Annotated in this window: 22 protein-coding genes and 1 pseudogene; 14 read left to right on the top strand and 9 right to left on the bottom strand. The window is 72.7% G+C overall.

Annotated features, from left to right (window positions below):
• Positions 1–109 precede the first annotated feature (109 nt).
• From ACIPXM_RS24570 to ACIPXM_RS24555, 4 genes are all read left to right on the top strand, one after another.
• Positions 110–1,438, top strand: a complete 1,329-nt coding sequence (locus ACIPXM_RS24570) for an MFS transporter (protein ID WP_401659009.1) — start codon at positions 110–112, stop codon at positions 1,436–1,438.
• A 73-nt stretch (positions 1,439–1,511) separates the two neighbouring features.
• Positions 1,512–2,021: a MarR family winged helix-turn-helix transcriptional regulator gene (locus tag ACIPXM_RS24565; protein WP_401659007.1), complete on the top strand. Its 510-nt coding sequence runs from the start codon at positions 1,512–1,514 to the stop codon at positions 2,019–2,021.
• 66 nt (positions 2,022–2,087) lie between these two features.
• Positions 2,088–2,420 (top strand): DUF3817 domain-containing protein, encoded by a 333-nt coding sequence (locus ACIPXM_RS24560; protein WP_401659004.1) that lies wholly within the window; start codon positions 2,088–2,090, stop codon positions 2,418–2,420.
• Between the two features lie 73 nt (positions 2,421–2,493).
• Complete coding sequence (locus ACIPXM_RS24555) at positions 2,494–4,194, top strand: methylmalonyl-CoA mutase (protein ID WP_401659001.1); 1,701 nt, start codon at positions 2,494–2,496, stop codon at positions 4,192–4,194.
• Positions 4,195–4,267: 73 nt separating this feature from the next.
• Here the strand turns inward: ACIPXM_RS24555 and ACIPXM_RS24550 are convergent, their stop codons facing one another.
• Positions 4,268–4,894 (bottom strand): TetR/AcrR family transcriptional regulator, encoded by a 627-nt coding sequence (locus ACIPXM_RS24550; RefSeq protein ID WP_401658998.1) that lies wholly within the window; start codon positions 4,892–4,894, stop codon positions 4,268–4,270.
• Between the two features lie 251 nt (positions 4,895–5,145).
• Here ACIPXM_RS24550 and ACIPXM_RS24545 point away from each other — a divergent pair, with 251 nt between their 5' ends.
• The 4 genes from ACIPXM_RS24545 (at position 5,146) to ACIPXM_RS24530 (ending at position 9,570) form a co-directional block, all read left to right on the top strand.
• A complete protein-coding gene (locus tag ACIPXM_RS24545; protein WP_401658996.1) occupies positions 5,146–6,117 on the top strand; it encodes a tetratricopeptide repeat protein in 972 nt (323 codons plus the stop codon).
• A 618-nt stretch (positions 6,118–6,735) separates the two neighbouring features.
• Positions 6,736–7,389 (top strand): DUF6230 family protein, encoded by a 654-nt coding sequence (locus ACIPXM_RS24540; protein WP_401658993.1) that lies wholly within the window; start codon positions 6,736–6,738, stop codon positions 7,387–7,389.
• A gap of 212 nt (positions 7,390–7,601) precedes the next feature.
• On the top strand, positions 7,602–8,213 hold the full coding sequence (locus ACIPXM_RS24535) for a DUF6114 domain-containing protein (RefSeq protein WP_401658991.1): 612 nt from the start codon (positions 7,602–7,604) through the stop codon (positions 8,211–8,213).
• The gene (locus ACIPXM_RS24530) at positions 8,203–9,570 is read left to right on the top strand and encodes a hypothetical protein (RefSeq protein ID WP_401658988.1); all 1,368 of its coding nucleotides are present in this window, start codon (positions 8,203–8,205) and stop codon (positions 9,568–9,570) included. Before ACIPXM_RS24535 ends, ACIPXM_RS24530 begins: the two co-directional genes overlap by 11 nt.
• Before the next feature lie 107 nt (positions 9,571–9,677).
• Here ACIPXM_RS24530 and pyk read toward each other — a convergent pair whose 3' ends face one another.
• The 3 genes from pyk to pta all read right to left on the bottom strand — a co-directional run bounded on the left by pyk (position 9,678) and on the right by pta (position 14,595).
• Positions 9,678–11,108, bottom strand: coding sequence for a pyruvate kinase (pyk, locus tag ACIPXM_RS24525; RefSeq protein ID WP_401658986.1), 1,431 nt, complete (start codon positions 11,106–11,108; stop codon positions 9,678–9,680).
• A 137-nt stretch (positions 11,109–11,245) separates the two neighbouring features.
• Positions 11,246–12,505, bottom strand: a complete 1,260-nt coding sequence (locus ACIPXM_RS24520) for an acetate kinase (RefSeq protein ID WP_401658984.1) — start codon at positions 12,503–12,505, stop codon at positions 11,246–11,248.
• Complete coding sequence (gene pta, locus ACIPXM_RS24515) at positions 12,502–14,595, bottom strand: phosphate acetyltransferase (protein WP_401658981.1); 2,094 nt, start codon at positions 14,593–14,595, stop codon at positions 12,502–12,504. Before pta ends, ACIPXM_RS24520 begins: the two co-directional genes overlap by 4 nt.
• A gap of 330 nt (positions 14,596–14,925) precedes the next feature.
• On the opposite strand from pta, the gene ACIPXM_RS24510 reads away from it, so the two are divergent.
• Both ACIPXM_RS24510 and ACIPXM_RS24505 read left to right on the top strand, forming a co-directional pair.
• Positions 14,926–15,951 carry a 6-phosphofructokinase gene (locus tag ACIPXM_RS24510; RefSeq protein ID WP_401658978.1) on the top strand — a complete coding sequence of 342 codons (1,026 nt, stop codon included), beginning with the start codon at positions 14,926–14,928 and terminating at the stop codon, positions 15,949–15,951.
• Between the two features lie 263 nt (positions 15,952–16,214).
• Entirely contained in the window at positions 16,215–17,396 is a 1,182-nt protein-coding gene (locus tag ACIPXM_RS24505; RefSeq protein ID WP_401658975.1) for a helix-turn-helix domain-containing protein, read from the top strand.
• A 41-nt stretch (positions 17,397–17,437) separates the two neighbouring features.
• On the opposite strand, the gene ACIPXM_RS24500 is transcribed toward ACIPXM_RS24505, so the two are convergent.
• From ACIPXM_RS24500 to ACIPXM_RS24490, 3 genes are all read right to left on the bottom strand, one after another.
• Complete coding sequence (locus ACIPXM_RS24500) at positions 17,438–18,052, bottom strand: XRE family transcriptional regulator (RefSeq protein ID WP_401659179.1); 615 nt, start codon at positions 18,050–18,052, stop codon at positions 17,438–17,440.
• A gap of 214 nt (positions 18,053–18,266) precedes the next feature.
• On the bottom strand, positions 18,267–18,983 hold the full coding sequence (locus tag ACIPXM_RS24495) for a response regulator (protein ID WP_401658972.1): 717 nt from the start codon (positions 18,981–18,983) through the stop codon (positions 18,267–18,269).
• Complete coding sequence (locus ACIPXM_RS24490) at positions 18,980–20,860, bottom strand: ATP-binding protein (protein ID WP_401658969.1); 1,881 nt, start codon at positions 20,858–20,860, stop codon at positions 18,980–18,982. Before ACIPXM_RS24490 ends, ACIPXM_RS24495 begins: the two co-directional genes overlap by 4 nt.
• Positions 20,861–21,051: 191 nt before the next feature.
• Between ACIPXM_RS24490 and ACIPXM_RS24485 the strand changes: the two genes are divergently transcribed.
• Entirely contained in the window at positions 21,052–22,425 is a 1,374-nt protein-coding gene (locus ACIPXM_RS24485) for a cation:dicarboxylate symporter family transporter (protein ID WP_401658967.1), read from the top strand.
• Positions 22,426–22,675: 250 nt separating this feature from the next.
• On the opposite strand, the pseudogene ACIPXM_RS24480 reads toward ACIPXM_RS24485, so the two are convergent.
• Together ACIPXM_RS24480 and ACIPXM_RS24475 are read right to left on the bottom strand one after the other, a co-directional pair.
• Positions 22,676–22,984, bottom strand: a pseudogene (locus ACIPXM_RS24480) (aldo/keto reductase); the annotation flags it as partial.
• Positions 22,984–23,949: an NAD-dependent epimerase/dehydratase family protein gene (locus ACIPXM_RS24475; RefSeq protein WP_401658964.1), complete on the bottom strand. Its 966-nt coding sequence runs from the start codon at positions 23,947–23,949 to the stop codon at positions 22,984–22,986. The gene ACIPXM_RS24475 and the pseudogene ACIPXM_RS24480, both read right to left, overlap by 1 nt.
• 45 nt (positions 23,950–23,994) lie before the next feature.
• On the opposite strand from ACIPXM_RS24475, the gene ACIPXM_RS24470 reads away from it, so the two are divergent.
• The 3 genes from ACIPXM_RS24470 to ACIPXM_RS24460 are packed head-to-tail and all read left to right on the top strand — an operon-like array spanning position 23,995 to position 25,333.
• Complete coding sequence (locus ACIPXM_RS24470; protein ID WP_401658962.1) at positions 23,995–24,537, top strand: Lrp/AsnC family transcriptional regulator; 543 nt, start codon at positions 23,995–23,997, stop codon at positions 24,535–24,537.
• Positions 24,538–24,566: 29 nt separating this feature from the next.
• Entirely contained in the window at positions 24,567–25,004 is a 438-nt protein-coding gene (locus ACIPXM_RS24465; RefSeq protein WP_401658960.1) for a MerR family transcriptional regulator, read from the top strand.
• Positions 25,001–25,333: a thioredoxin family protein gene (locus ACIPXM_RS24460; protein ID WP_401658957.1), complete on the top strand. Its 333-nt coding sequence runs from the start codon at positions 25,001–25,003 to the stop codon at positions 25,331–25,333. Before ACIPXM_RS24465 ends, ACIPXM_RS24460 begins: the two co-directional genes overlap by 4 nt.
• Positions 25,334–25,364: the final 31 nt, after the last annotated feature.

Below are 25,364 nucleotides of genomic sequence, written 5' to 3'. Positions count from 1 at the left end.
GGCGGTGCGGCCGGGGGGCAGGGCCTGGGCCTGGGCCGGGGCAGGACGGCAACATTCGGCTGGAGCCGAAAGTCTAGAGCCCGGTCGCGCCGCGCCCGAAGCTCTTGCCATGCCCACGCAGGACACCCAGGCGCCCCCGACCGCGCCCGCACACCCCAGCCCCGCGCCCACCCCCGGCCCGGCCCCCGCCGCCCCCGCCGCCCCCGCCGGATCTCCCGAGCCCGCCGACGACGGCCGGTCCGACGCCCGGTCCGCCGGCTACGGAGCCGTCTTCGCCGTCCGCGAGTTCCGCCGGGTGTTCGCCGCCCACCTCTGCTCCCTCCTCGGCGTCGTCGTCAGCGAGCTCGCCCTCACCGTCCTCGTCTACGACCTCACCGGCTCGCCGCTGCTCTCCTCCCTCACCTTCGCCCTCGGCTTCCTGCCCTACCTCCTCGGCGGCACCCTGCTCGCCGGGGTCGCCGACCGCATCCCGCCCCGCCGGGTCCTCGTCGGCTGCGACCTGATCTGCGCCCTGTGCGTGTCCCTGATGGTGCTCCCCAGCACCCCGGTCGCCGCCCTGCTCCTGCTGCGCTGCGCCGTCGCCGCCGTCGCGCCCGTGTTCCAGGGCACCCGGATCGCCACCCTCGCCGACATCCTCGGCGAGGGCGAGCTCTTCGTCCTCGGCCGCTCGCTGCTGCGGATCGTCACCCAGAGCACCCTGGTCGCCGGTTTCGGCGTGGGCGGTCTGCTGCTCACCGTGCTCACCCCGCGCGGCGCCATCGCCGTCACCGCCGCCACCTTCGTCGGCTCCGCCCTGATCCTCCGCTTCGGCACCGCACGGCGTCCGGCCCGGGCCGCCGCCGGGGACCCCCGCCAGGGCGTCCGGGGCACCTGGGGCATCCTCAAGGACCGCCGGATCCGCGCCCTGATGCTGCTGTTCTGGGTGCCGCCGCTGTTCGCCGTCGTCCCGGAGGCGCTGGTCGCCCCGTACACCGCCGCCATCGGCGCCGGGGGCGTCGCCGTCGGCCTGCTGATGGGCGCGCTGCCGCTCGGCACCGTCGTCGGCGAACTGTTCGCCGGATCCGCGCTCAGCGCCCGCACCCGCTCCCGGATCGTCGTCCCGCTGCTGCTCACCGGCTTCCTGCCGTTCCTGGTGTACGGGCTGCGCCCCGGCCTGGCCCTCGCCGCGCTCGCGCTCGTGGTGGCCGGGGCGGCCTCCGCGTACACCCTCGGGCTCGACGCCTGGTTCGTCGCCGCCGTCCCCGAGGACCGGCGCGGCCGGGCCATGACCCTGATGAGCGCGGGCATGATGACCGTGCAGGGCCTCGGGATGGCCGGGGCCGGGCTCGCCGCCGAGTTCGTCCCGGTGCACCTGGTGGTGGCGGGCACCGGGGTGCTGGCCACGGTCTGCGTCCCGCTGCTCGTCCTCGAACTGCGCCGCGCCGGGCGGGCGGCCTGACGCGGAGCGGACCCGGGCGACCGAAAGGCGAGACACGGCTGACCGTCATATGACCAGTGGGTAAGGTCGACGCGTGCCGAAGCCGCTCAGTCTCCCCTTCGACCCCATCGCCCGCGCCGACGAACTCTGGCAGAAGCGCTGGGGCCCGGTCCCCTCGATGGCCGCGATCACCTCGATCATGCGCGCCCACCAGATCCTGCTCGGCGAGGTCGACGCCGTGGTCAAGCCGTACGGGCTGACCTTCGCCCGGTACGAGGCCCTGGTGCTGCTCACCTTCTCCAAGGCCGGTGAGCTGACCATGTCCAAGATCGGCGAGCGGCTGATGGTGCACCCCACCTCGGTGACCAACACCGTCGACCGCCTGGTCAGGTCCGGTCTTGTCGCCAAGCGCCCGAACCCCAACGACGGGCGCGGCACCCTCGCCTCGATCACCGAGAAGGGCCGCGAGGTGGTCGAGGCGGCCACCCGGGACCTGATGGCGATGGACTTCGGGCTCGGCGCGTACGACGCCGAGGAGTGCGCGGAGATCTTCGCGATGCTGCGCCCGCTGCGGGTCGCGGCGGCGGACTTCGACGAGTCCTGAGCCCCGCGCCCGCCCGAGGGCGACCCGCGCGAAGATCGCCCGGAACGTACGGTTACGCTCGACGGCATGAAATCCAGCGTGCTGACCCGCTACCGCGTCATGGCGTACGTGACCGCCGTCATGCTGCTCGTGCTCTGCGGCTGCATGGTCGCCAAGTACGGCTTCCACACCGGTGAGGACCTGACCTTCGCGGTCTCCCAGCTCCACGGTGTGCTCTACATCATCTATCTGATCTTCGCCTTCGACCTGGGCTCCAAGGCCCGCTGGTCGATGGGCAAGCTGGCGTGGGTCCTGATCAGCGGCACCATCCCGACGGCCGCGTTCTTCGTCGAGCGGAAGGTCGTCCGCGAGACGCTGCCGCTGGTGAACGGCGCCCGGCCGGAGCCCGTCAAGGTCTGAGCCCCCCACCTCCGCACAGATGTGCGGAGGTTCGCCATCGACATTTACTAGGACGTCCTAGTAAATTCGAAGCATGGACGCTGACGCCATCGAGGAAGGCCGCCGTCGCTGGCAGGCCCGTTACGACAAGGCCCGCAAGCGCGACGCGGACTTCACCACGCTCTCCGGCGACTTTGTGGAGCCGGTCTACGGGCCCCGCCCCGGAGACGCCTATGAGGGGTTCGAGCGGATCGGCTGGCCCGGCGAGTACCCCTTCACCCGCGGTCTGCACCCGACCGGCTACCGGGGCAGGACCTGGACCATCCGCCAGTTCGCCGGGTTCGGCAACGCCGAGCAGACCAACGAGCGCTACAAGATGATCCTGGCCGCCGGCGGCGGCGGCCTCTCGGTCGCCTTCGACATGCCGACCCTGATGGGCCGCGACTCCGACGACCCGCGCTCGCTCGGCGAGGTCGGCCACTGCGGCGTCGCCATCGACTCCGCCGCCGACATGGAGGTCCTCTTCCGGGACATCCCGCTCGGCGACGTCACCACCTCGATGACGATCTCGGGCCCCGCCGTCCCGGTCTTCTGCATGTACCTGGTCGCCGCCGAGCGCCAGGGCATCGACCCGGCGGTGCTCAACGGCACGCTGCAGACCGACATCTTCAAGGAGTACATCGCGCAGAAGGAGTGGCTCTTCCCGCCCGAGCCGCACCTGCGCCTGATCGGCGACCTGATGGAGCACTGCGCGGCGGGCATCCCCGCGTACAAGCCGCTGTCGGTCTCCGGCTACCACATCCGCGAGGCCGGGGCGACGGCCGCGCAGGAGCTCGCCTACACCCTCGCCGACGGCTTCGGCTACGTCGAGCTCGGCCTCTCCCGCGGCCTCGACGTCGACGTCTTCGCGCCCGGCCTGTCCTTCTTCTTCGACGCCCACCTCGACTTCTTCGAGGAGATCGCCAAGTTCCGCGCCGCCCGCCGGATCTGGGCCCGCTGGATGAAGGAGGTGTACGGGGCGAAGACCGACAAGGCCCAGTGGCTGCGCTTCCACACCCAGACCGCCGGCGTCTCGCTCACCGCCCAGCAGCCGTACAACAACGTGGTGCGCACCGCGGTCGAGGCGCTCGCCGCCGTCCTCGGCGGCACCAACTCGCTGCACACCAACGCCCTCGACGAGACCCTCGCGCTGCCCAGCGAGCAGGCCGCCGAGATCGCCCTGCGCACCCAGCAGGTGCTGATGGAGGAGACCGGCGTCGCCAACGTCGCCGACCCGCTCGGCGGCGCCTGGTACGTCGAGCAGCTCACCGACCGGATCGAGGCCGACGCCGAGAAGATCTTCGACCAGATCAAGGAGCGCGGCCTGCGCGCCCACCCGGACGGGAAGCACCCGATCGGTCCGATCACCTCCGGCATCCTGCGCGGCATCGAGGACGGCTGGTTCACCGGCGAGATCGCCGAGTCCGCCTTCCGCTACCAGCAGTCCCTGGAGAAGGGCGAGAAGCGGGTCGTCGGCGTCAACGTGCACCACGGCTCGGTCACCGGCGACCTGGAGATCCTGCGGGTCAGCCACGAGGTCGAGCGCGAGCAGGTCCGGGCGCTCGGCGCCCGCAAGGGCCACCGCGACGACGCCGCCGTACGGACCGCCCTGGCCGCGATGCTGGCCGCCGCCCGCGACGGCGCCAACATGATCCCGCCGATGCTCGACGCGGTACGGGCCGAGGCCACCCTCGGCGAGATCTGCGACGTGCTGCGCGACGAGTGGGGCATCTACATCGAGCCCGCCGGGTTCTAGGGAGTACGACGAGGGCGCCCCGTACCGGATCCGGTACGGGGCGCCCTCGCGCGCGTTCCGTACCCCGCTCCCGCTACAGCTCGGCCGCCGCCGCGAGGCCGCCGAGCAGCAGCGCCGTCAGGCGCCGTACCCAGGCCGCGTCCACCGGCTCGGCGCTCACCAGGGCGCGGTGCACCACCGCGCCCGCCACCACGTCGAAGATCAGGTCGTCGATCGCGTCCACCGTCGCCGGGTCGCGCTCCTCGGGCAGCTCGCCGCGCGCCTGCGCCCGCTGGCGGCCCTCCAGGACCAGCCGCTTCTGCCGGTCCACGATCGAGGCGCGGATCCGGGCGCGCAGCGGGGCGTCCCGGGTGGACTCGGCGACCACCGCCATCAGCGCCGTCCTGGCCTCCGGGCGCTCCAGGAGCGCGGCGAACTGGCTGACGACGTTTTCGATGTCGGCCTGCAGGGAACCCAGATCGGGCAGTTCGAGTTCGTCGAAGAGGACGGCCACCGCGTCCACGACGAGTTCGTTCTTGTTGTTCCAGCGGCGGTACAGGGTGGTCTTGGCGACCCCGGCCCGGGTCGCCACGTCGCCCATGGTCAGTTTCGACCAGCCCAGCTCCACCAGGGCCGCCCGGGTCGCCTCCAGGATGGCCGTGTCGGCCTCGGCGGAACGGGGGCGTCCGGTACGGCTGCGGGGGCTGGTACGACTGCACATGGACGTCGACCATACCCGCCGGTAGGTATCGCGCCAGAGGCTGGAGATGTGAGGCAGTTCACCCTCCGGGGAGCCCCACGGGTCCGGGCCGACCCTTACGCTACGAGGCGTAGCGAAACGGCTGCCGAGCGGCCGCCCTCGCGACAACCACAGCGCCTGGTGGGGACCCGGCGCACCTGAACAGTACGGGCGAACGGCACGGTTCGGCCATGGCTTACCGGTTACGCGCGCGGAGGGGGGAGGATGTAGGCATGCAGCCCCGAAACATGTCCATGAGCGGCGTCGTCGACCTCGCCGCGGTGAAGGCGGCCGGAGAGGCCAAGGCGAAGGCCGAGGCCGCGCGCGCCGAGGCCGCCCGGCACGGCGGAGCGCCCGCCGTCGCCCCTTCCGCCCTGGTGATCGACGTCGACGAGGCGGCCTTCGAGCGCGATGTGCTCCAGCGCTCCGCCGAGGTCCCGGTCGTCATCGACTTCTGGGCCGAGTGGTGCGAGCCCTGCAAGCAGCTCGGCCCCCTCCTGGAGCGCCTCGCCGTCGAGTACAACGGCCGCTTCCTGCTGGCCAAGGTCGACGTCGACGCCAACCAGATGCTGATGCAGCAGTTCGGCATCCAGGGAATTCCGGCCGTTTTCGCGGTCGTCGCCGGTCAGGCGCTGCCGCTCTTCCAGGGCGCGGCCCCCGAGGCGCAGATCCGCGAGACCCTCGACCAGCTGGTCCTGGTCGCCGAGGAGCGCTTCGGTCTCACCGGTCTCCAGGTCGACGCCGAGGCGGACCCGGCGGACGCCGGTCAGGCGCCGCTCCCGGCCGGTCCTTACGACGCCCTCCTGGAGGCGGCCATGGTCGCGCTCGACGCGGGTGACATGGCCGGTGCCGTCCAGGCGTACAAGAACGTGCTCGCCGACGACCCGGAGCACCCGGAGGCCAAGCTCGGTCTCGCGCAGGCCGAACTCCTCGCCCGGGTCCAGGCGATGGACCCCGCCGAGGTGCGCAAGCACGCCGCCGACCGGCCGGCCGACGCCGACGCCCAGATCGCCGCCGCCGACCTGGATCTGGTGGGCGGTCATGTCCAGGACGCGTTCGGGCGGCTGGTGGACGCGGTGCGCCGGACGGCCGGTGACGACCGGGACCGGCTGCGCGTACGGCTGCTCGAACTCTTCGAGGTGATCGGCTCCGACGACCCGCGGGTCACCGCGGCCCGGCAGGCCCTGGCGAGCGCCCTGTTCTGAGTCCTCGCCCGGCCGCAGCCGGGGCGTCCGCGGGCCTCGTGGACGCCGGTGATTTGGCGACACAGTGACAAGCGGCGGCCGCGCTTTACCAAAACTTGGTAATCGCGGCCGCTGTTACTTGCAGTAAATCGAACCCCGGAATCTGTCCGGTTTCCTTCCTCCTTCTCCCTCTTTGTCGTGTCACGCGACGGCACCCTGTGTGGCCGCCCGGTACCGGCGCGTCGTGTCGTGGTTATCGGGCCGTTACTAGTGAGTAACGAACCCCCTTGTGCGAGCGCCCGGAATCGACCACGATCGGCGACGCTCGGTCCGACACCGCACCAGCCCGGCTCACCCGCCGACTGCGCGCGGCGAAGGGTCCCCACCGAGCCGGCCGGTGGCGACGCCTCCGGCCGTGGACAGGGGGGTTCCTGCTCTCATCGGCAGGGCCTGTCCAAAGCCGGCCGCGCCCACCGCGCGGTCAGTGGTTGTCGCTCGGGGGTGATCGCCGGTGATTGGGACGTGCGTCGTGCGGCCTGAGCCCTCGGCGCTCCCCTTCCCGAGGACGTAGCACTTCTCCCATCCCAGGGCGGGCCCCGGGCCCCTCCGGAGATGTACGTCCGAGAAGGAGGAATTCTCATGAAGTCCCAGGTTCGTGGCGGGACCAGATGGAAGCGGTTCGCCGTCGTCATGGTGCCGAGCGTGGCCGCGACGGCCGCCATCGGTGTCGGCCTGGCCCAGGGCGCGCTCGCCGCGTCCTTCAGCATCTCCGGCCAGGATTTCAAGGTTCGTGCCGACAGCCTCGTCGGTAAGGACTTCGTCCAGTACGGCAGCGTCGACGCGGGCAAGACCCTCGACGACAAGTCGTTCGCGGAGCCCGTCGCGGTGTCCGGCTTCTCCGAGGCCTGGATCACCAACATGTGCCAGTCCGTCGTCACCCCGAAGGTCCCCTTCGTCGGCGACGTCACGCTGGTCCTGAAGGCCGGTACCGAGGACAACAAGCCGGTCTACGCGAAGGGCATCTACCTCGATGTCGCCGAGCTGAAGGCCGACGCCGAGTTCGGCAACATCGACATCGGTGTCGCCGCGGGCGCGCTGCCCAAGTCCCCGGGCAAGCCCGGCATCCAGCCGGGCACGCAGGCCAACCTGAACGGGTTCGCCCAGCGCGCCGAGGACGCCACCCTGAAGGACGTCCGCCAGCGGGCGTGGGCCACCACGGCCGCGACCTTCAAGCTCCCGAACCTCGACCTCTCCCTCAAGCGGGGCAAGGGCGCCGGGGTCGAGTGCTACTGATGCCGACGTCCGTCGAGGACTGATGGCCCAGGGGTGGCGGGGCCGTCGCGTGCGGCCCCCCACCCGCTTCGGCGGCGCGCGTCCGCGCGCGCCCCGGACGCCCTTCGCTCAGCCTCGCCGATCCCCCCGGCCCTGCCGCCGGGTCCTCAGCGCCGCTGAGACCTCATCATCTCTGTCTTTCACAGCAACACCGCTTTCAGGGAGCTGTTTCCATGAGCGCCGAGACCACTGCTTCCAGCGGAGTCCCCAAGAAGGAGAACGCCTTCAAGGTCTGGCGGCAGACCCGGCCGTTCTGGGCGGGCCTGCTCACCATCATCGGCGGCATACCGATCGCCTATCTCCCGTACGGGGACATGCGGCTCGGCAACATCACGCTCGCCATGAAGACCACGGCCGGGGCCGGTGCCCTCATCATCGGCGTCCTGCTGATCACGCTCGGATTCACCATGTGGTTCCAGCCCCTGGTGCGGGTCTTCGCCGGAGTCGCGACCATCGTGCTCGGCCTGGTCTCCATCCCCGTGTCGAACTTCGGCGGTCTGGTCATCGGCTTCCTCTTCGCCCTCGTCGGCGGTGGCATGTCCGTGGCCTGGGCCCCGGCCGAGGAGCGGCCCGCACCGGAAGAGGCCGAGGCGCCCGAGCGGACCGGCACGACCGACGGATCCGAGGAACTCGCCGGGCCCGAGGGATTCGAGGGGCCCGAGCGGGAGTACGCGCACGACGGCACGACCGGCACGACGCAGCCCGTGATCCCGGCGCAGGGGACCGAGGCTCCGGAGGCCGGCAGGACGATCGAAGCCAACGGCGGGAGGAACAGTGCGGGGTGACGAAGCACAGTCGGACGGGACGACGAGAGGGCCGCGCCACGCGGCCCCCCGCAAGTCCCTTCTGAAGCAGCTCCACGCTCCGGTCGGCAAGGCGATGGCCCTCGCGGCCATGCCCACCGCCGTGATCGTGGGCATGGGCCTGGCACCCCGGCTCGCCCTCGCCGACGACGCGGGCAAGGACATCCCGTTCGCCAAGGGCCCGTGCGTGACCCGCTCCGACGAGCCCACGCCCGACGCGTCCGGCAAGCCGGACGACACCAAGGAGACGGCGAAGCCGACCGCGACGGCGACCCCGAGCGCGACCCCCTCGGCGACGGCGAGCCCGTCGGCGACCGGCACGCCCACGCCGACCGCGACCGCGACCGGCGAGGCCACCGCGCCCCCGGCGGGCCGGGCCGCGAAGCCGGGCACCACCGGTACGGCAGCCAAGGACACCGCGCCGCAGGCGAAGCCCTCGGCCACCACCGCCCCCGCGGCGACCAAGCCGGTCAACCCGCTGGACCCGCTGGGCGTCGGCGACAAGCTCCGCGAGCTGTTCGGCATACCGGACAAGGCGACGGCTCCCACCCCGAGCCCGTCGGCCACCACGAAGGCCCCGACGGCCGCGCCGACGACGGCCAAGCCCGTCACGAAGCCGGCCACGAAGCCCGCCACGAAGCCCGCCACCGAGCCGGTCGCGAAGCCCACGGCGGACAACCCGGCCGACAAGGCGGCGGACAAGGCGGCGGACAGCGCCGCCGAGCGGACCAAGAAGGCCGTCAAGGCCGCCGCCGACAAGGCCGGGGCCACCACCGAGGAGCTGGCGGACGGCGTCAAGGGACTCGACGCCGTCAAGGACACCGACATCCCGGCCGGTGCCAAGCCGTTCTTCCCGTGCCCCGAGCCCGACCCGGAGGCGCTGGCGGCGGCGGAGCTGGAACCCGGTGTCCCGCTGCTGCCGAGCGACCCGTGGATCCTGGAGAGCACCTGGCTGGAGCTGCGCGGGCTCAAATACCACGGCATCGTCGAGGTCAAGACGTACGACGGGAAGATCAAGAAGGTCCTGAAGTTCACCGCGAGCGAGGTGGACATCTGGAACCTGCACCAGAAGACGGCGCACTCGCCCGGCTACACCGGGCACGTCCGCTCGGACCAGGGCTCGAAGTCGACCATGCGCAAGGGCACGGTGACGATGTACACGGAGGAGCTGAAGGGCAACCTGTTCGGTTTCCTGCCGGTCACCTTCAGCCCCGCGACCCCGCCGCCGCTCGACGTGCCCTGGGCGTTCTTCACCGACGCCAAGGTCAAGCAGGCCGGTCAGTTCGGCGGCACCCTCACGGTGCCGGGCCTGCGCAACACGGTCGAGCCCAGCAGCTGAGACCGCCGCGCGCCGCGCCGCGCACGGCGAAGCCCCCGCCCCTCCGAGGAGGGACGGGGGCTTCGCCGTCGTACGGGACGGCCGGGCGGACCCGGCCGGGGCGGGCGTCAGTCGCGCTCGCCGCCGCCGAGGTGGTGCACCCGCACCATGTTGGTGGTGCCGGGGACGCCGGGCGGCGAACCGGCGGTGATGATCATGGTGTCGCCCTCGGTGTAGCGCTGGAGCTTGAGCAGCTCCGCGTCCACCAGGTCCACCATCGAGTCCGTGTTGTCCACGTGCGGGACCACGAAGGACTCGACGCCCCAGCTCAGGGTGAGCTGGTTGCGGGTCGAGGCGTCGGTGGTGAAGGCCAGGATCGGCTGGGCCGCGCGGTAGCGGGACAGCCGGCGGGCGGTGTCGCCGGACTGGGTGAAGGCGATCAGCGCCTTGCCGCCCAGGAAGTCGGCGATCTCGCAGGCCGCGCGGGCGACCGAACCGCCCTGGGTGCGCGGCTTCTTGCCCGGGACCAGCGGCTGCAGGCCCTTGGACAGCAGCTCCGCCTCGGCCGCGACGACGATCTTCGACATCGTCTTCACGGTCTCGATCGGGTAGGCGCCGACCGAGGACTCGGCGGACAGCATGACCGCGTCCGCGCCGTCCAGGATCGCGTTGGCGACGTCGCTCGCCTCGGCGCGGGTCGGCCGCGAGTTGGTGATCATCGACTCCATCATCTGGGTGGCGACGATGACCGGCTTGGCGTTGCGGCGGCACATCTCCACGAGGCGCTTCTGCACCATCGGGACCTTCTCCAGCGGGTACTCCACGGCGAGGTCGCCACGGGCCACCATCACCGCGTCGAACGCCGCGACGACGCCCTCCATGTTGGCGACCGCCTGCGGCTTCTCCACCTTGGCGATGACCGGGACCCGGCGGCCCTCCTCGTCCATCACCTTGTGGACGTCCTTGACGTCGTTGGCGTCACGGACGAAGGAGAGCGCGACCATGTCGCAGCCCATCCGCAGCGAGAACCGCAGGTCCTCGACGTCCTTCTCGGACAGGGCCGGGACGTTGACCGCGGCGCCGGGCAGGTTGATGCCCTTGTGGTCGGAGATCACACCGCCCTCGACGACGATGGTCTTCACCCGCGGGCCGTCGACCTCGACCACCCGCAGCTCGACGTTGCCGTCGTTGATCAGGACCTGGTCGCCCTTGGACACGTCGCCGGGCAGGCCCTTGTACGTGGTGCCGCAGATGGACTTGTCGCCGGGGACGTCCTCGGTGGTGATGGTGAACTCGTCACCGCGCACCAGCTCGACGGGGCCCTCGGCGAAGGTCTCCAGACGGATCTTGGGGCCCTGGAGGTCGGCGAGCACACCCACGGCGCGGTTGGTGTCGGCCGCGGCCCTGCGGAGGCGGTCGTAACGCTCCTGGTGCTCCGCCTGGGTCCCGTGGCTCATGTTGAATCGGGCCACGTTCATGCCGGCCTCGATGAGAGCCTTCAGCTGCTCATAGGAGTCGACGGCGGGGCCCAGCGTGCAGACGATTTTGGAACGGCGCATGAGGCGGATCCTATCGGTTTGTTTCACTGCGGAATATTCCGTCTGGTGGAAAGTACAAATGGGCGGGGTGGTGCTCAGGCGTTCACTTCTCCGAGTGTCGACCGGACTGCCGGTCCGGCCGGCGAACGCCCCGGGGCTCAGGCCCCCTGCTCGCCCCGCACCAGCGCGTAGCTCTGCCGCGCGATCTCCAGCTCCTCGTCGGTCGGTACGACGGCCACCGCCACCCGCGCGTACTCCGGCGAGACGATCCGGGCCTCGTCGGACCGGACCGCGTTGAGTTCGGCGTCCACCGCGAGGCCCAGCTCCTCCAGGCCCGCGATGGCAGCTTCCCGTACGGCGGCGGCGTTCTCGCCGACCCCGGCCGTGAAGGCCACCGCGTCCACCCGGCCGAGGACCGCGTAGTAGGCGCCGATGTACTTCTTCAGCCGGTGGATGTAGACGTCGAAGGCGAGGACGGCCTTCTCGTCACCCTCCTCGACCCGGCGCCGGATCTCCCGCATGTCGTTGTCGCCGCACAGCCCGACGAGTCCCGACCTCTTGTTGAGCAGCACGTCGATCTCGTCGACCGACATGCCCGCCACCCGCTTGAGGTGGAAGGTGACCGCCGGGTCGACGTCGCCGGAGCGGGTGCCCATGACGAGGCCCTCCAGCGGGGTGAGGCCCATCGAGGTGTCGACGCACCGGCCGCCCGCCACCGCCGAGGCGGAGGCCCCGTTGCCGAGGTGCAGCACGATCACGTTCACCTCCTCGGGCTCCCGGCCGAGCAGCTTCGCCGTCTCCCGCGAGACGTACGCGTGCGAGGTGCCGTGGAAGCCGTAGCGGCGGATCCGGTGCGCGTCCGCCGTCTCCACGTCGATCGCGTACCGCGCCGCCGCCTCCGGCATCGTGGTGTGGAAGGCGGTGTCGAAGACCGCGACCTGGGGCAGGTCGGGGCGCAGCGCCATCGCCGTACGGATGCCGGTGAGGTTCGCCGGGTTGTGCAGCGGGGCCACCGGCACCAGCCGCTCGATCTCCGCGAGCACCTCCTCGTCGATCACGGTGGGCGCGGTGAACCGCATCCCGCCGTGCACCACCCGGTGGCCGATCGCGGCCAGTTCGGGGGAGTCGAGGCCGAGACCGTCGGCGGCCAGCTCCGCGGCCACCGCCTTCAGGGCCGCCGCGTGGTCGGCGATCGGGCCGGTCTGCTCCCGCTTCTCGCCGCCGCCGCCGAGCAGCGGGGTGTGCACCAGGCGCGAGGTGTCCTCGCCGATCCGCTCCACCAGGCCGACCGCGAGCCGGCCGCCGTCCTTCATGTCGAGCAGCTGGTACTTCACCGACGACGAGCCGGAGTTGAGGACGAGGACACGGCTGGGGGCGCCGGTGCCGGCCGGGTCGGCGGCGGGGTGGGGGGTGGTCATGCGGGGAGCTCCTGACCCTGTGCGGGGACCTGGGACTGGATCGCCGTGATGGCGACGGTGTTCACGATGTCGCTGACGAGCGCGCCGCGCGAGAGGTCGTTCACGGGCTTGTTCAGGCCCTGCAGGACCGGTCCGACGGCGACCGCGCCGGCCGAACGCTGCACGGCCTTGTAGGTGTTGTTGCCGGTGTTGAGGTCGGGGAAGATCAGCACGCTGGCCTGGCCCGCCACCTCCGAGCCGGGCAGCTTGGTCGCCGCCACCGAGGGCTCGACGGCCGCGTCGTACTGGATCGGGCCCTCGATGCGCAGCTCGGGGTGGCTCTCCCGGACCAGCTTGGTGGCCTCGCGCACCTTGTCGACGTCGGCGCCGGAGCCCGAGGTGCCGGTGGAGTACGAGAGCATCGCGATCCGCGGCTCGACGCCGAAGCGGGCGGCGGTGGCCGCCGACTGCACGGCGATGTCGGCGAGCTGCTCGGCGTTGGGGTCCGGGTTGACCGCGCAGTCGCCGTACACGAGCACCTTGTCGGCGAGGCACATGAAGAAGACCGAGGAGACGATGGAAGCGTCCGGCTTGGTCTTGATGATCTCGAAGGCGGGGCGGATGGTCGCCGCGGTGGAGTGCACCGAGCCGGAGACCATGCCGTCGGCGAGGCCCTCCTCGACCATCAGGGTGCCGAAGTAGTTGACGTCCGACACCACGTCGTACGCCAGCTCCACGGTGACGCCCTTGTGGGCGCGCAGCCGCGCGTACTTCTCGGCGAACGCGTCGCGCAGCTCCGAGGTCTGCGGGTCGATCAGCTGGGTCTGGCCCAGGTTCACGCCCAGGTCGGCGGCCTTCTTGCGGATCTGCTCGACGTCGCCGAGCAGTGTCAGGTCGCACACGTCACGGCGCAGCAGCACATCGGCGGCGCGCAGCACCCTCTCCTCGGTGCCCTCGGGGAGCACCACCCGGCGCCGGTCGGCGCGGGCCTGCTCAAGGAGCTCGTGCTCGAACATCATCGGGGTGACCCGGCCGCTGCGGTCCACCGAGAGCCGCTTGAGCAGGTCGGCGGAGTCGACGTGCCGCTCGAACAGGCCAAGCGCGGTCTCCGCCTTGCGGGGCGTCGCCGCGTTCAGCTTGCCTTCGAGGGCGAAGAGTTCGGCGGCGGTCGGGAAGCTGTTGCCGGGCACCGAGATCACCGGGGTGCCGGGCGCGAGCCGGGCGGCCAGGGTGAGGATCTCGTCGCTGGGGCGCTCGTTGAGGGTGAGCAGCACCCCGGCGATCGGCGGGGTGCCGGCCGAGTGCGCGGCGAGCGCGCCGACCACCAGGTCGGCCCGGTCGCCGGGGGTGACGACGAGGCAGCCCGGGGTCAGGGCGTTGAGGAAGTTCGGCAGCATGGCGCCGCCGAAGACGAAGTCGAGGGCGTCGCGCGCGAGCCCCGCGTCGTCGCCGAGCACCACCGAGGCGCCGAGCGCGTGGGTGATCTGGGCGACCGTCGGCGCCGCCAGCGCGGGCTCGTCGGGCAGCACGTAGCAGGGCACCGGCAGCCGGGCGGTCAGCCGCTCGGCGATGACCTCCCGGTCGTCGCCCGCCACCCGGTTGACCACCATGGCGAGCACGTCGCAGCCGAGCCCGTCGTAGGCGCGGAAGGCGTTGCGGGCCTCGGCGCGCACCGATTCGGCCGTCTGGCCCTTGCCGCCGACCACCGGGATCACCGAGGCGCCGAACTCGTTGGCGAGCCGGGCGTTGAGCGCCAGCTCGTCGGGCAGCTGGGTGCCCGCGAAGTCGGTGCCGAGGACCAGCACCACCTCGTAGTCGCGGGCCACCGCGTGGAAGCGGTCGACGAGCCGGGAGACCAGCTCGTCGGTGCCCTGCTCGGCCTGGAGCGCCGATGCCTCGTGGTAGTCCATGCCGTACACCGAGGCCGCGTCCTGGGTCAGCCGGTAGCGGCTGCGCAGCAGGTCGAACAGCCGGTCGGGGCCGTCGTGCACCAGCGGGCGGAACACTCCCACCCGGTCCACCTGGCGGGTGAGGAGCTCCATGACTCCCAGCTCGACGACCTGGCGGCCGTCACCGCGGTCGATCCCGGTCACGTACACGCTGCGCGTCACGCCGTGGTCTCCTGTCCGAATGTTCGAATGCCCGCATCTCTACGTATGCCCGCATCTGTCCGCCTGACGGCGCCGCACGGTCCCGGCCGGATGTGACGTCAACCTGGCGTGCGAAGAAAGCACCGATAGGGCGGCAATGCCCTCTTGACAATACCCCTGTGGATGGTTACGACGCCCGCTGGACGAAGGGCCTGTCAGGGTGGGACCAAAGGCCCGGGAAGGCCCACGGGCGGGCGACGCGCGGAGCAGCAGCGAGCGCGCCCGCACCGCCGACCGTGTGAGAATCGACGCGGCTCACACGTACCACTACCGAGCAGGAGAAACAGCACGATGCGCATCGGAGTACTGACAGCGGGCGGCGACTGTCCTGGCCTCAACGCGGTGATCCGGTCGATCGTGCACCGGGCCGTGACGCACTACGGCGACGAGGTCATCGGCTTCGAGGACGGCTACGCCGGACTCCTCGACGGGCGTTACCGCCCCCTCGACCTCAACGCCGTCAGCGGCATCCTGGCCCGCGGCGGCACCATCCTCGGTTCCTCCCGCCTGGAGCGCGACCGGTTCCGCGCGGCCATCGACAACGCCCGCGAGCTGGTCGACAAGAGCGGCTTCGACGCCCTCATCCCGATCGGCGGCGAAGGCACCCTGACCGCCGCCCGGATGCTGTCCGAGGCGGGCATCCCGGTCGTCGGCGTCCCCAAGACGATCGACAACGACATCTCCTCCACCGACCGCACCTTCGGCTTCGACACCGCCGTCGGCGTGGCCACCGAGGCGATGGACCGGCTCAAGACCACCGCCGAGTCCCACCAGCGGGTCATGGTCGTCGAGGTGATGGGCCGTCACGCCGGCTGGATCGCGCTTGAGTCCGGCATGGCCGGCGGCGCCCACGGCATCTGCCTGCCCGAGCGCCCCTTCGACCCGGCCGACCTGGTCAAGATGGTCGAGGAGCGGTTCGCGCGCGGCAAGAAGTTCGCCGTCATCTGCGTCGCCGAGGGCGCCCACCCCGCCGAGGGCACCATGGACTACGGCAAGGGCGCCATCGACCAGTTCGGCCACGAGCGCTTCCAGGGCATCGGCACCGCCCTCGCGTACGAGCTGGAGCGCCGCCTCGGCAAGGAGGCCCGCCCGGTCATCCTCGGCCACGTCCAGCGCGGCGGCACCCCCACCGCGTACGACCGGGTGCTCGCCACCCGCTTCGGCTGGTACGCCGTCGAGGCCGTGCACCGCGGCGAGTTCGGCAACATGACCGCGCTGCGCGGCACCGACATCGAGATGGTCCCGCTCGCCGAGGCCGTCACCCAGCTGAAGACCGTGCCCGCGGACCGGATGCGCGAGGCCGAGTCGGTCTTCTGACCCGACCGGCGGGTCGGCGGCGGTGGTCGTACGACACGGCCGAAGGTCCCGGCGACACGGGACCTCCGTCCCGAGTTGTCCCGGCCGCGCCCCGGCCCGTACCCCTCCTGACCCGCCCTCGGCACCCCGCAGGACCCCAGCGGCCCCGATCGTCCCCCCGTGGACGATCGGGGCCGAATCCATGCTTGAGCCCCGCCGCGCGATCAACAAGGCTGGAGCCTGTCCCGGACATGTCCGGGACACGACCGAGCGGGGGGACCGGCGTGACGACCAGGGCTGAGACGGCTCCCGACCCGGGCGAGGCGCGCGACCCGGCCGAGTTCGTCGTCCGCCTCCAACGGCTCAAGAACTGGTCGGGCCTCACCTACCGCGAACTCGCCGCCCGCGCCGCCGCCCTCGGCGAGGTGCTGCCCCGCTCCACCGTCGCCACCATGCTGACCCGCCCCACCCTGCCGCGCCCCGAACTCCTCGCCGTCTTCGTCCGCGCCTGCGGCCTGGGCCCGGAGCGGGCCGCCGACTGGGAGGCGGTGCGCGGCAGGCTCGCGGCCCGGGGCGGGGCGGTGGCCGAGCGGGAGGCGGGGGCGGTCGCATGGCAGCAGGAGGACGCGCCGGACCCGGGCGGCGCGGAGCCGGACGGTGCGGAGCCGGACGGTGCGGAGTCAGGCGGTACGGGACCGGGTGGTGCGGAGCCGGACCGTCCGGGTCCGGACGGGGCGGGGCCCGGCGACCCGGCCGTGGGTCCGTCGCCGACGGTGTGGCCGAGGGCCGTCGCGCCCGGGACCGGCGGGCCCGAGGACCCCGATCCGGCGGGCCGTCCGGCCGGACCTGGGTCCGGCGGCGGGGCCCGCACCCGGCTGCACCGCGCCCTGGTCGGCGCCGTGGGCGTCACCGCGCTCGTGCTCGCCACCGTCAGCGTCGTCGCGTACGTCCGCGACGACACCCCGCCCGCCGGCCGCGCCAGGCCCCCGCACCTCACCGCCCCGGCCGAAGGACCGGTGCGGATCCGGGTCGTCGGACCCGGACTGTGCCTGGGCGAACGGCCCGGCAGCCGGTCGGGACAGGTCCTCCAGCGCTCCTGCGCGGTCGCCGACCTGCCCCGCTACACGCTGCGCCGCCTCCCCGGCGACCAGTGGCGGATCGACACCGAGCACCCCGACTTCGGCCCCGGCTGCTCCGGCGTACCCTCCGGCGGCCGGATACCCGACGCCGCGCTCGAGGACTCCGAGTGCGGCGACGCCACCCGGATCGAACGCTTCACCCTGGTGCCGTACGGCAGCCCCGTCACCGGCTACCGGATCGCCCCGGCCGGATCCGCCACCGGCCCCCTCGGCCCCGAGCGCTGCGTCACCGTCACCGGCGACCGCGCCGCCGCCTGGACCCCGCTGGCCCTGGCCCCGTGCGCCGCCGACGCGGCGGGCCAGCTGTTCTCCTTCGACCGCAGGTAGCACCCGGGGGTGCCCGGCCGGTCAGCCCTCGGCCCCGGCCCTCAGCCCTCGGCTCCGACCGCCGTCCAGAAGTGGTCGATGATCTCGTCCAGGTACGCCCGGCCCTCGTCGCCCGTCGCCCCCGAGGCGCCCCAGCTGCTGGTCGCCGCCATCCGGCCGTGGTAGTCGGTGTGCAGCCGCTGCAACGCGTCCTCCACCGCGGGCCGGGGCAGCGGGAGCAGCTTCACCACCGGTTTCACGTACGCCTGCCAGCGGGTGGTCGCCGCGTCCCGCAGCAGCCCGGACAGCTTGGCGTCGCCGCCGGTCGCGGTGAGCAGCGCGCGCGGCCCGAGCCCGAGCGCCGCGGCGAGCGCGGCGGTCTGCCGCTCGTTGCCGCGCCACTCGCCCGACTCCTCCATCCGCAGGTACGCGCGGGGTTCGAGCCCGGTCCGCCGGGCCAGGTCCTCCGGCGCGAGGCCGCGGGCGATCCGGTGCTCGCGCAACGTCGAGGCGGCCACCAGGAGTTCGGCGGGGGAGCACCACAGCACCCCGGCGAGCGCCGTGAGCTCCTGCGCGGTCGGGGCGGCCCGGCCGCGTTCCCAGGCGATCACGGTCTCGGGCGGTACCGGCAGGCCGTACTGGGCGTGCAGCCCGTACGCCACATGACCGGGGGCCATGCCGAGCGCTTCGCGCAGGCGGCGCGCGGCCAGGGCGTTGAAGGGTGGGGAGGGTTGGTGCACGCGGCCACGGTAGAAGCGGAGGGTGACTCCTGGCTACGGTGCGTTCACCCAACGCCTTGGTTCGTGGGAACGTGGGAACCGGCAGGTAACCGCCGACGGTCGGTTCCGCCGTCCGGGCGCCGGTGGCCCGCCGGGCGGGTGGGCCACCCGCTCAGCCGGTGGCGCCGGGCGCGGGGGCCGCGCCGAGCCAGCGGTACTGCAGCTCCGGGCGGCCGATCTGACCGTACTGCGGGGCCCGGGCAGCCCGGCCCGCGGTCACCAGATGTTCAAGATAGCGGCGCGCGGTGATCCGCGAGATGCCGACCGTGGTGCCCGCCTCCGTCGCCGTGAGCCCGTCCGGCGCCGCCCGCAGCGAACGGGTGACCGCTTCGAGGGTCGGCCCGCTCAGCCCCTTCGGCAGCGCGGCGGGCTGCGGGGCGCGCAGCGTGGCGAGCGCCCGGTCCACCTCGTCCTGCCCGGACGCCTCACCGGCCGACGCCCGGAACTCCGCGTACCGCACCAGCCGGTCCCGCAGGGTGGCGAACGCGAAGGGCTTGAGCACGTACTGCACCACCCCGAGCGACACGCCCTCCCGCACGATCGCCAGATCGCGCGCCGAGGTCACCGCGATCACGTCCGCCCCGTGCCCGGCCGCGCGCAGCGCCCGCAGCAGCTGCAGGCCGTGGCCGTCGGGGAGATAGAGGTCGAGCAGCAGCAGATCGACCGGGGTGCGGTCGAGCAGCCGTACCGCCTCGGCGCGCGAGTGCGCGACCCCCACGACGGTGAAGCCGCGCACCCGCCCGGCGTACAGCGCGTGCGCGTCGGCGGCGACCGGGTCGTCCTCGACGACCAGCACCCGGATGTCCCTCACGGGCCGATTCCCGCTCATGCGCGCACCTCCGTCGCGGCGGCCGTCCCGCCGTCACCGTCCCGTTCACCTTCACGTCCTCGCGGCCCGCCCGGTTCGACGGCACCGCGCGCCGCCGCCCGGGCTCCCGCCCCGGCCGCGAGGCCCGTGACCAGACCGGTGACCAGCCCGGTGACCGGCTCCGCCCGCGCCACCGGCACCCGGGCCGGGCCGCCGAGCGGCAGCCGTACGGTGAACTCGGCGCCGCCCAGCGGGGATTCGGCCACCGTCAGGGTGCCCGACGCCCGCTTCACCGCCTGCTGCACCAGGGCGAGGCCGAGGCCCCGGCCCTGTCCCCGGGTCGACCAGCCGCGGTCGAGCACCGCGAACCGGTCCTCCACCCGCACCCCCGGACCGCTGTCGCCGACCTGGATCAGCAGCTCACCGTCCTCGGCGAGCGCGGTCACCGTCACCCGGGCGCCCTCGGGCCCCTCGGTCAGCGGATCGGCCGACGGATCGACCGGCGGATCGACCGAGGGGTCGGCAACCGGGTCGAGCGCCGGGTCCGCCAGCGGGTTCGCCGCCTCCACCGCGTTGTCGACCAGATTGCCGAGGATCGTCACCAGATCGCGCGAGGGCAGCGACACCGGCAGCACCCCGTCGTCGATCCGGCTGTCCTCGGTGAGCACCAGCTCCACGCCCCGCTCGTTGGCCTGCGCCGCCTTGCCGAGCAGCAGCGCGGCGAGCACCGGCTCGGCGACCGCCGTCACCACCCGGTCGGTCAGCGCCTGCGCCAGCTCCAGTTCGGCCGTCGCGAAGCCCACCGCCTCGTCCACCCGGCCCAGTTCGATCAGCGACACCACCGTGTGCAGCCGGTTCGCCGCCTCGTGCGCCTGCGAGCGCAGCGCCTCGGTGAAGCCACGCTCCGAGTCCAGCTCGCCGGAGAGCGCCTGGAGTTCGGTGCGGTCCCGCAGGGTCACCACGGTGCCCCGGTGCTCCCCGCCCACCACCGGGCGGGTGTTGACCACGAGCACCCGCTCGTCGGTCAGGTGCAGCTCGTCCACCCGGGGCTCGCTGGAGAGCAGCGCCCCGGTCAGCGCCGCGGGCAGCCCGAGCCCGGCCGCCGGGCGGCCCACCACGTCCTCGCCGTAGGCGACGCCGAGGAGCTGCCGGGCGCCGTCGTTGATCAGCGCGATCCTGCGCTGCCCGTCCAGCATCACCAGACCCTCGGACACCGCGTGCAGCGCGGCCTCGTGGTAGTCGTGCAGCCGGCTGAGCTGGGTGGCGTTCAGGCCCTTGGTGTGGCGGCGCAGCCGGGCGTTGATCACGTACGTGCCCGCGCCGCCGAGCGCGAGCGCCGCGCCCGCCACCAGGAGCAGCGCCGTCACCTGCTCGCGCATCTGCTGGCTGATCCGCTCGATGGTGATGCCCGAGCTGACCAGGGCGATCACCCGGCGCCTGTCGGGCCCGTCGAAGACCGGCGCGACCGTGCGCACCGAGGGGCCGAGGACGCCGAGGTGGGTCTCCGAGAAGGTCTCGCCGCGCACCGCCCGGTCGATGTGCCCGAGGTAGGTGCGGCCGATCTGCTCCGGCTCCGGGTGGGTCCACCGGGTGCCGTCCGGCGCCATGATCACCACATAGCTGACGCCCGCGTCGCGCCGCAGCGCCTCCGCGTACGGCTGGAGCGCCGCTGTCGGGTCGGTGGTGGCCGCCGCGCGGGCCGCGGCGACGACACCGGGGGAGTCGGCGACGGCGGTCGCGGTCGCGGTCGACTGCCGCCGCGCGGTCTCCTCCGCCTGGGCCCGGTCCGTCACGTACGCGAACACGGCGCAGCCCACGACGATGGCCGCCACCAGCACGACCTGCATGGCGAAGAGCTGGCCCGCGAGGCTGCGGGGGCGGGGGAGGCGGAAAGACATGCGGGACAGTCTGCCTGGCCGGATCCGTACGGCCGCACCCGGCTGACCGAATCGTTCCGCTACCGAAACCGGGGCGCGCCCGGACGCTTCGGCCGTGAACGAAACGTACGCAAGGGTGACCCGGGTCACAGTCTGGTGGATAGTCGCGGGGATCCACAGGGACGTGGACATCCGAGTACGAGGAGGACCCCGTGGCCGCACGCCGGGACCGCACCCATTATCTGTATCTGGCCGTGATCGGCGCCGTCCTGCTCGGCATCGCCGTCGGGTTCCTGGCGCCGGGCGTCGCCGTCGAGCTGAAGCCGCTCGGCACCGGCTTCGTCAATCTGATCAAGATGATGATCTCGCCGATCATCTTCTGCACGATCGTGCTCGGCGTCGGCTCGGTCCGCAAGGCCGCCAAGGTCGGCGCGGTGGGCGGGCTCGCCCTCGGCTACTTCCTGGTCATGTCGACCGTCGCCCTCGCCATCGGCCTGGTCGTCGGCAACATCCTGGAGCCCGGCTCCAGCCTCCATCTCACCAAGGACGTCGCCGAGGCCGGTGCCAAGCAGGCCGCGGGCGCCAGCGAGGGCACCGTCGACTTCCTCCTCGGCATCATCCCGAAGACCATCGTCTCCGCCTTCACCGAGGGCGAGGTGCTGCAGACCCTCCTGGTCGCGCTGCTCGCGGGCTTCGCGCTGCAGGCCATGGGTTCGGCAGGGGAGCCGGTGCTGCGCGGCATCGGGCACATCCAGCGCCTGGTCTTCCGCATCCTCGCGATGATCATGTGGGCGGCGCCGGTCGGCGCGTTCGGCGCGATCGCCGCCGTGGTCGGCGCGACCGGCATGGACGCCCTGAAGTCGCTCGCCGTCATCATGATCGGCTTCTACATCACCTGCGCGCTGTTCGTCTTCGTGGTGCTCGGCGCGCTGCTCCGGCTGGTCGCGGGCATCAACATCCTGGCGCTCCTGAAGTACCTGGGCCGCGAGTTCCTGCTGATCCTGTCGACCTCGTCGTCCGAGTCGGCGCTGCCGCGCCTGATCGCGAAGATGGAGCACCTCGGCGTCTCCAAGCCGGTGGTCGGCATCACCGTCCCGACCGGCTACTCCTTCAACCTCGACGGCACCGCCATCTACCTGACGATGTCCTCGCTGTTCGTCGCCGAGGCGATGGGCAAGCCGCTGTCGGTGGGCGAGCAGATCTCCCTCCTGGTCTTCATGATCATCGCCTCCAAGGGCGCGGCGGGCGTCACCGGCGCCGGTCTCGCCACCCTGGCCGGCGGCCTCCAGTCGCACCGCCCCGAACTGGTCGACGGCGTCGGCCTGATCGTCGGCATCGACCGCTTCATGAGCGAGGCCCGCGCCCTGACCAACTTCGCGGGCAACGCGGTCGCCACCGTCCTGGTCGGCACCTGGACCAAGGAGATCGACAAGGACCGCGTCACCGAGGTCCTCGCGGGCCGGGTCCCGTTCGACGAGACCACCCTGGTCGACGACGGCCACGGCGCCCCGGCGGTCCCGGACCAGCGCACCGAGGGTGCCGAGGGTGCCGAGGGCGACGCGGACAAGGCCCGCGCCGCCGTCTGACCTGTACACCGAAGTCCGTACACCGAAGTCCGTACGCCGAAGTCCGTCCCGGAGTTCGTACGCCGACGCCCCCTGGTCATGAGCCGGACCGGGGGCGTCCGCCGTCGTACGGGACGGGTGCCCGTGTCGTACGGGCCTGACGGCCTACGCCCCCAGCTCCGCCAGCTCCTCCGGGGTCAGGTCGAGCCCCGCCGCCGCGGCGGAGTCGCGGGCCGTCTCGGGGCGGCTCGCGCCCGGGATCGGCAGGACGTGGCCGCCCGTCGACCGTCCAGCCGCCGTCGGCGGACCGCCCGCGCCCGCCCTTGGTCGCGACCAGGACGGCGTCGCGGTCGCCGCCGTACCCGGCGAGGGCGCGGGCCACCAGGACCTCGTTCGCACCGGCCGGGCCGCCCGGCGGGTGGTAGGAGTCGGCGGTGTCGAGCAGCGTCACCCCCGCGTCCAGGGCGGCGTGCACGGTGGCGAGCGCGCGGGCCTCGTCCGGGTGCCCCTCGATCGACAACGGCATCGCGCCGAGCCCGATCGCGGTCACCTCGACGTCGCCGATCAGCCGGGTCCGCATCACGCCGCCCCGCCCAGGTCGCCGTCACGGCCGAGGGTCTCGGCGACGGCCGTCCGCAGCCAGTCCGAGGCGTTCGAGAACCGGAAACCGAGGCTCTCGGCGCGGGAGTTGTCCATCGCGTAGGCGCGGGCGAAGGAGAACGGCGACAGCTCGTCGGTCGTGGTCTCCCGGAACTCCACGGAGCCGCCGGTCGTCTCCTGGACCGCCGCGCAGATCTCCGCCGTCGTCAGCTCCCCGTGGGAGTGCGCGTTCACCGGCCCGGTGAACTCCGCCCCGGCCGCCCAGGCCAGGAAAGCGGCGATCTCCTCCACGTACACATAGGTCGCCGGACGGTTCACCGGCGGCACCGCGACCGGCTCGCCCGCCCGGATCCGCCGCGCGTAGTGCTCGACCCGGCCGGTGAAGTCGTCGGCGCCGCCGATGACGTGCGCCACCCGCACCGACACCCAGGGCAGCACGGGCAGTCCCGGCCCAGCCGCCGCGAACACCGCCTCCGCCTGCCGCTTGCCCTCCCCGTAGTGCGCGTCCCGGAACTCCGGGTCCTCCCACGGCAGTCCGAGGTCGACCGGCACGGCCGCCGGGTCCACGGCGGACTCGGCCACCGCCGCGCCGGGCGAGTCCAGGTCGCCGTACACCTCCACCGTCGACGTCATCACATAGCGCCGGGTCCGGCCCGTGAACACCCGGCGGGCGATGTCCGCCTGGCGCGGGGTGTAGCAGACCTGGTCCACCACGACGTCGAAGGTGCGCCCGGCGACCGCCCGCTCCAGCGCCCGCTCGTCGTCGCGGTCGGCGACCAGGGCCTCGGTGCCCGTGGGGGCGGGGGCGGAGCCGCGGTTGAGGACGGTGACCCGGTGGCCGGCCGTCAGCAGCCGGGTGATCAGCCGCTTCCCGAAGTAGCGGCTGCCGCCGATGACCAGAATGTCCATGCCGTTCTCCCCGCCGCTTTCCCCGTCGTTCTCCATGACCACCAGTGTTACGGTGGCGCGCCATCCGACGAAGGGGGAAACATGGGAGTCCGCGCCGTTCCGCCGAAGGAACCTCGGTCCACGCGGCTGGGCGCCGTCGAAACCTCGGCAGGGGTCGGTTCGGGTGGATTCGACCCCATCGACCGGCAGATCCTGGAGCTGCTGCAGAGCGACGGACGGATCAAGCTCAGCGAGCTCGGCCGCCGGGTGAACCTCAGCCCGGCCGCCGTCACCGAGCGGGTGCGCCGCCTGGAGAACTGCGGCGCGATCACCGGCTACGGCGCCCTGGTCTCCGCCAACCGGCTCGGCTACGGCATCCAGGCGTTCATCCGGGTCGACCCGCACGGCGGCTACACCCTGAAGCACCCCCGCACCCTGGAACTCCTCGACCGCCCCGAGGTCCGCGAGGCGCACCACGTGGTCGGCGAGGACTGCTGGATCCTCAAGGTCGCGGTGACCGACACCGTGCACCTGGAGGAGATCCTGGAGCAGACCTCCGCGCTCGGCCGCACCACCACCTCGATCGTGCTGACCTCGCCGGTGGAGCGCAAGCCGCTGCTGCCGCCCGGTCCGCGCTTGCCCTGACGCCGACGTCAAGGCGTACGTTCGGGGACATGCGCATCGGCGAGCTGGCCGAGCGGGCGGGCACCACCACGCGGACTCTGCGCTACTACGAGTCCCGTGGACTGCTCTCCGCTCGGCGTACGGAGAACGGGTACCGCACCTACGACGAGGCCGACCTGCGGCTGCTCCAGCAGATCAGGACCCTGCAGGACTTCGGGTTCGAGCTGGAGGAGACCAGGCCGTTCGTGGACTGTCTGCGGGCGGGCCACCCGGCGGGCGACGCCTGCCCCGCGTCGCTCGACGTCTACCGCCGCAAGCTCGCCGAGCTCGACGGTCTGATCGACCAGCTCCAGGGCATCCGCGCCCAGGTCGGCGCGCAACTGCTGCGCGCCGAGGCCGAGCAGGCGGGCGGCCCCGAGCCGCGCTGCGAACTGACGCACACGGACGGACCCGTGGAAACGGGTCGAACGGGAGGGCGAGACACATGATCAAGGCGAAGGGCGTGGCCGAGGTCACCGACGCGGACTTCGAGGCGCGGGTGCTCGGCGCGGAGCTGCCGGTCCTGGTGGAGTTCACCGCCGACTGGTGCCCGCCGTGCCGCCAGCTGGCCCCGGTGCTCAGCGCGGTCGCCGAGGAGGAGGCGGGGCGGCTCACCGTGCTCCAGATCGACGCGGACACCAATCCGGCGACCGTGAGCCGGTACGGGATCCTCGCGATGCCGACCCTGCTGGTGTTCCGGGACGGCGAGCCGGTGCGGTCGATGGTGGGCGCCCGGTCGAAGCGGCGGCTCCTGGAGGAGCTGTCCGACCTGAGCTGAGGGGAGCCGCCAGGGGCCCGGGGCTGAGCGG

The sequence above is a fragment of the Streptomyces sp. NPDC090025 genome, assembly GCF_044748125.1.
Lineage (GTDB): Bacteria > Actinomycetota > Actinomycetes > Streptomycetales > Streptomycetaceae > Streptomyces.
The sequence above is the reverse complement of the archived record's forward strand: the minus strand, read 5'-3'. Positions and strand labels throughout refer to the sequence as shown.

Coding starts and splice junctions, on each gene's coding strand:
- ACIPXM_RS24560 (WP_401659004.1), top strand. CDS start 2,088: ATGAAATCCAGCGTGCTGACCCGCTACCGCGTCATGGCGTACGTGACC.
- pyk (WP_401658986.1), bottom strand. CDS start 11,108: ATGCGCCGTTCCAAAATCGTCTGCACGCTGGGCCCCGCCGTCGACTCC.
- ACIPXM_RS24470 (WP_401658962.1), top strand. CDS start 23,995: ATGGGAGTCCGCGCCGTTCCGCCGAAGGAACCTCGGTCCACGCGGCTG.
- ACIPXM_RS24540 (WP_401658993.1), top strand. CDS start 6,736: ATGAAGTCCCAGGTTCGTGGCGGGACCAGATGGAAGCGGTTCGCCGTC.
- ACIPXM_RS24570 (WP_401659009.1), top strand. CDS start 110: ATGCCCACGCAGGACACCCAGGCGCCCCCGACCGCGCCCGCACACCCC.
- ACIPXM_RS24555 (WP_401659001.1), top strand. CDS start 2,494: ATGGACGCTGACGCCATCGAGGAAGGCCGCCGTCGCTGGCAGGCCCGT.
- ACIPXM_RS24545 (WP_401658996.1), top strand. CDS start 5,146: ATGCAGCCCCGAAACATGTCCATGAGCGGCGTCGTCGACCTCGCCGCG.
- ACIPXM_RS24520 (WP_401658984.1), bottom strand. CDS start 12,505: ATGACCACCCCCCACCCCGCCGCCGACCCGGCCGGCACCGGCGCCCCC.
- ACIPXM_RS24535 (WP_401658991.1), top strand. CDS start 7,602: ATGAGCGCCGAGACCACTGCTTCCAGCGGAGTCCCCAAGAAGGAGAAC.
- ACIPXM_RS24460 (WP_401658957.1), top strand. CDS start 25,001: ATGATCAAGGCGAAGGGCGTGGCCGAGGTCACCGACGCGGACTTCGAG.
- ACIPXM_RS24500 (WP_401659179.1), bottom strand. CDS start 18,052: ATGGCCCCCGGTCATGTGGCGTACGGGCTGCACGCCCAGTACGGCCTG.
- ACIPXM_RS24495 (WP_401658972.1), bottom strand. CDS start 18,983: ATGAGCGGGAATCGGCCCGTGAGGGACATCCGGGTGCTGGTCGTCGAG.
- ACIPXM_RS24550 (WP_401658998.1), bottom strand. CDS start 4,894: ATGTGCAGTCGTACCAGCCCCCGCAGCCGTACCGGACGCCCCCGTTCC.
- ACIPXM_RS24475 (WP_401658964.1), bottom strand. CDS start 23,949: ATGGAGAACGACGGGGAAAGCGGCGGGGAGAACGGCATGGACATTCTG.
- ACIPXM_RS24490 (WP_401658969.1), bottom strand. CDS start 20,860: ATGTCTTTCCGCCTCCCCCGCCCCCGCAGCCTCGCGGGCCAGCTCTTC.
- ACIPXM_RS24465 (WP_401658960.1), top strand. CDS start 24,567: ATGCGCATCGGCGAGCTGGCCGAGCGGGCGGGCACCACCACGCGGACT.
- ACIPXM_RS24510 (WP_401658978.1), top strand. CDS start 14,926: ATGCGCATCGGAGTACTGACAGCGGGCGGCGACTGTCCTGGCCTCAAC.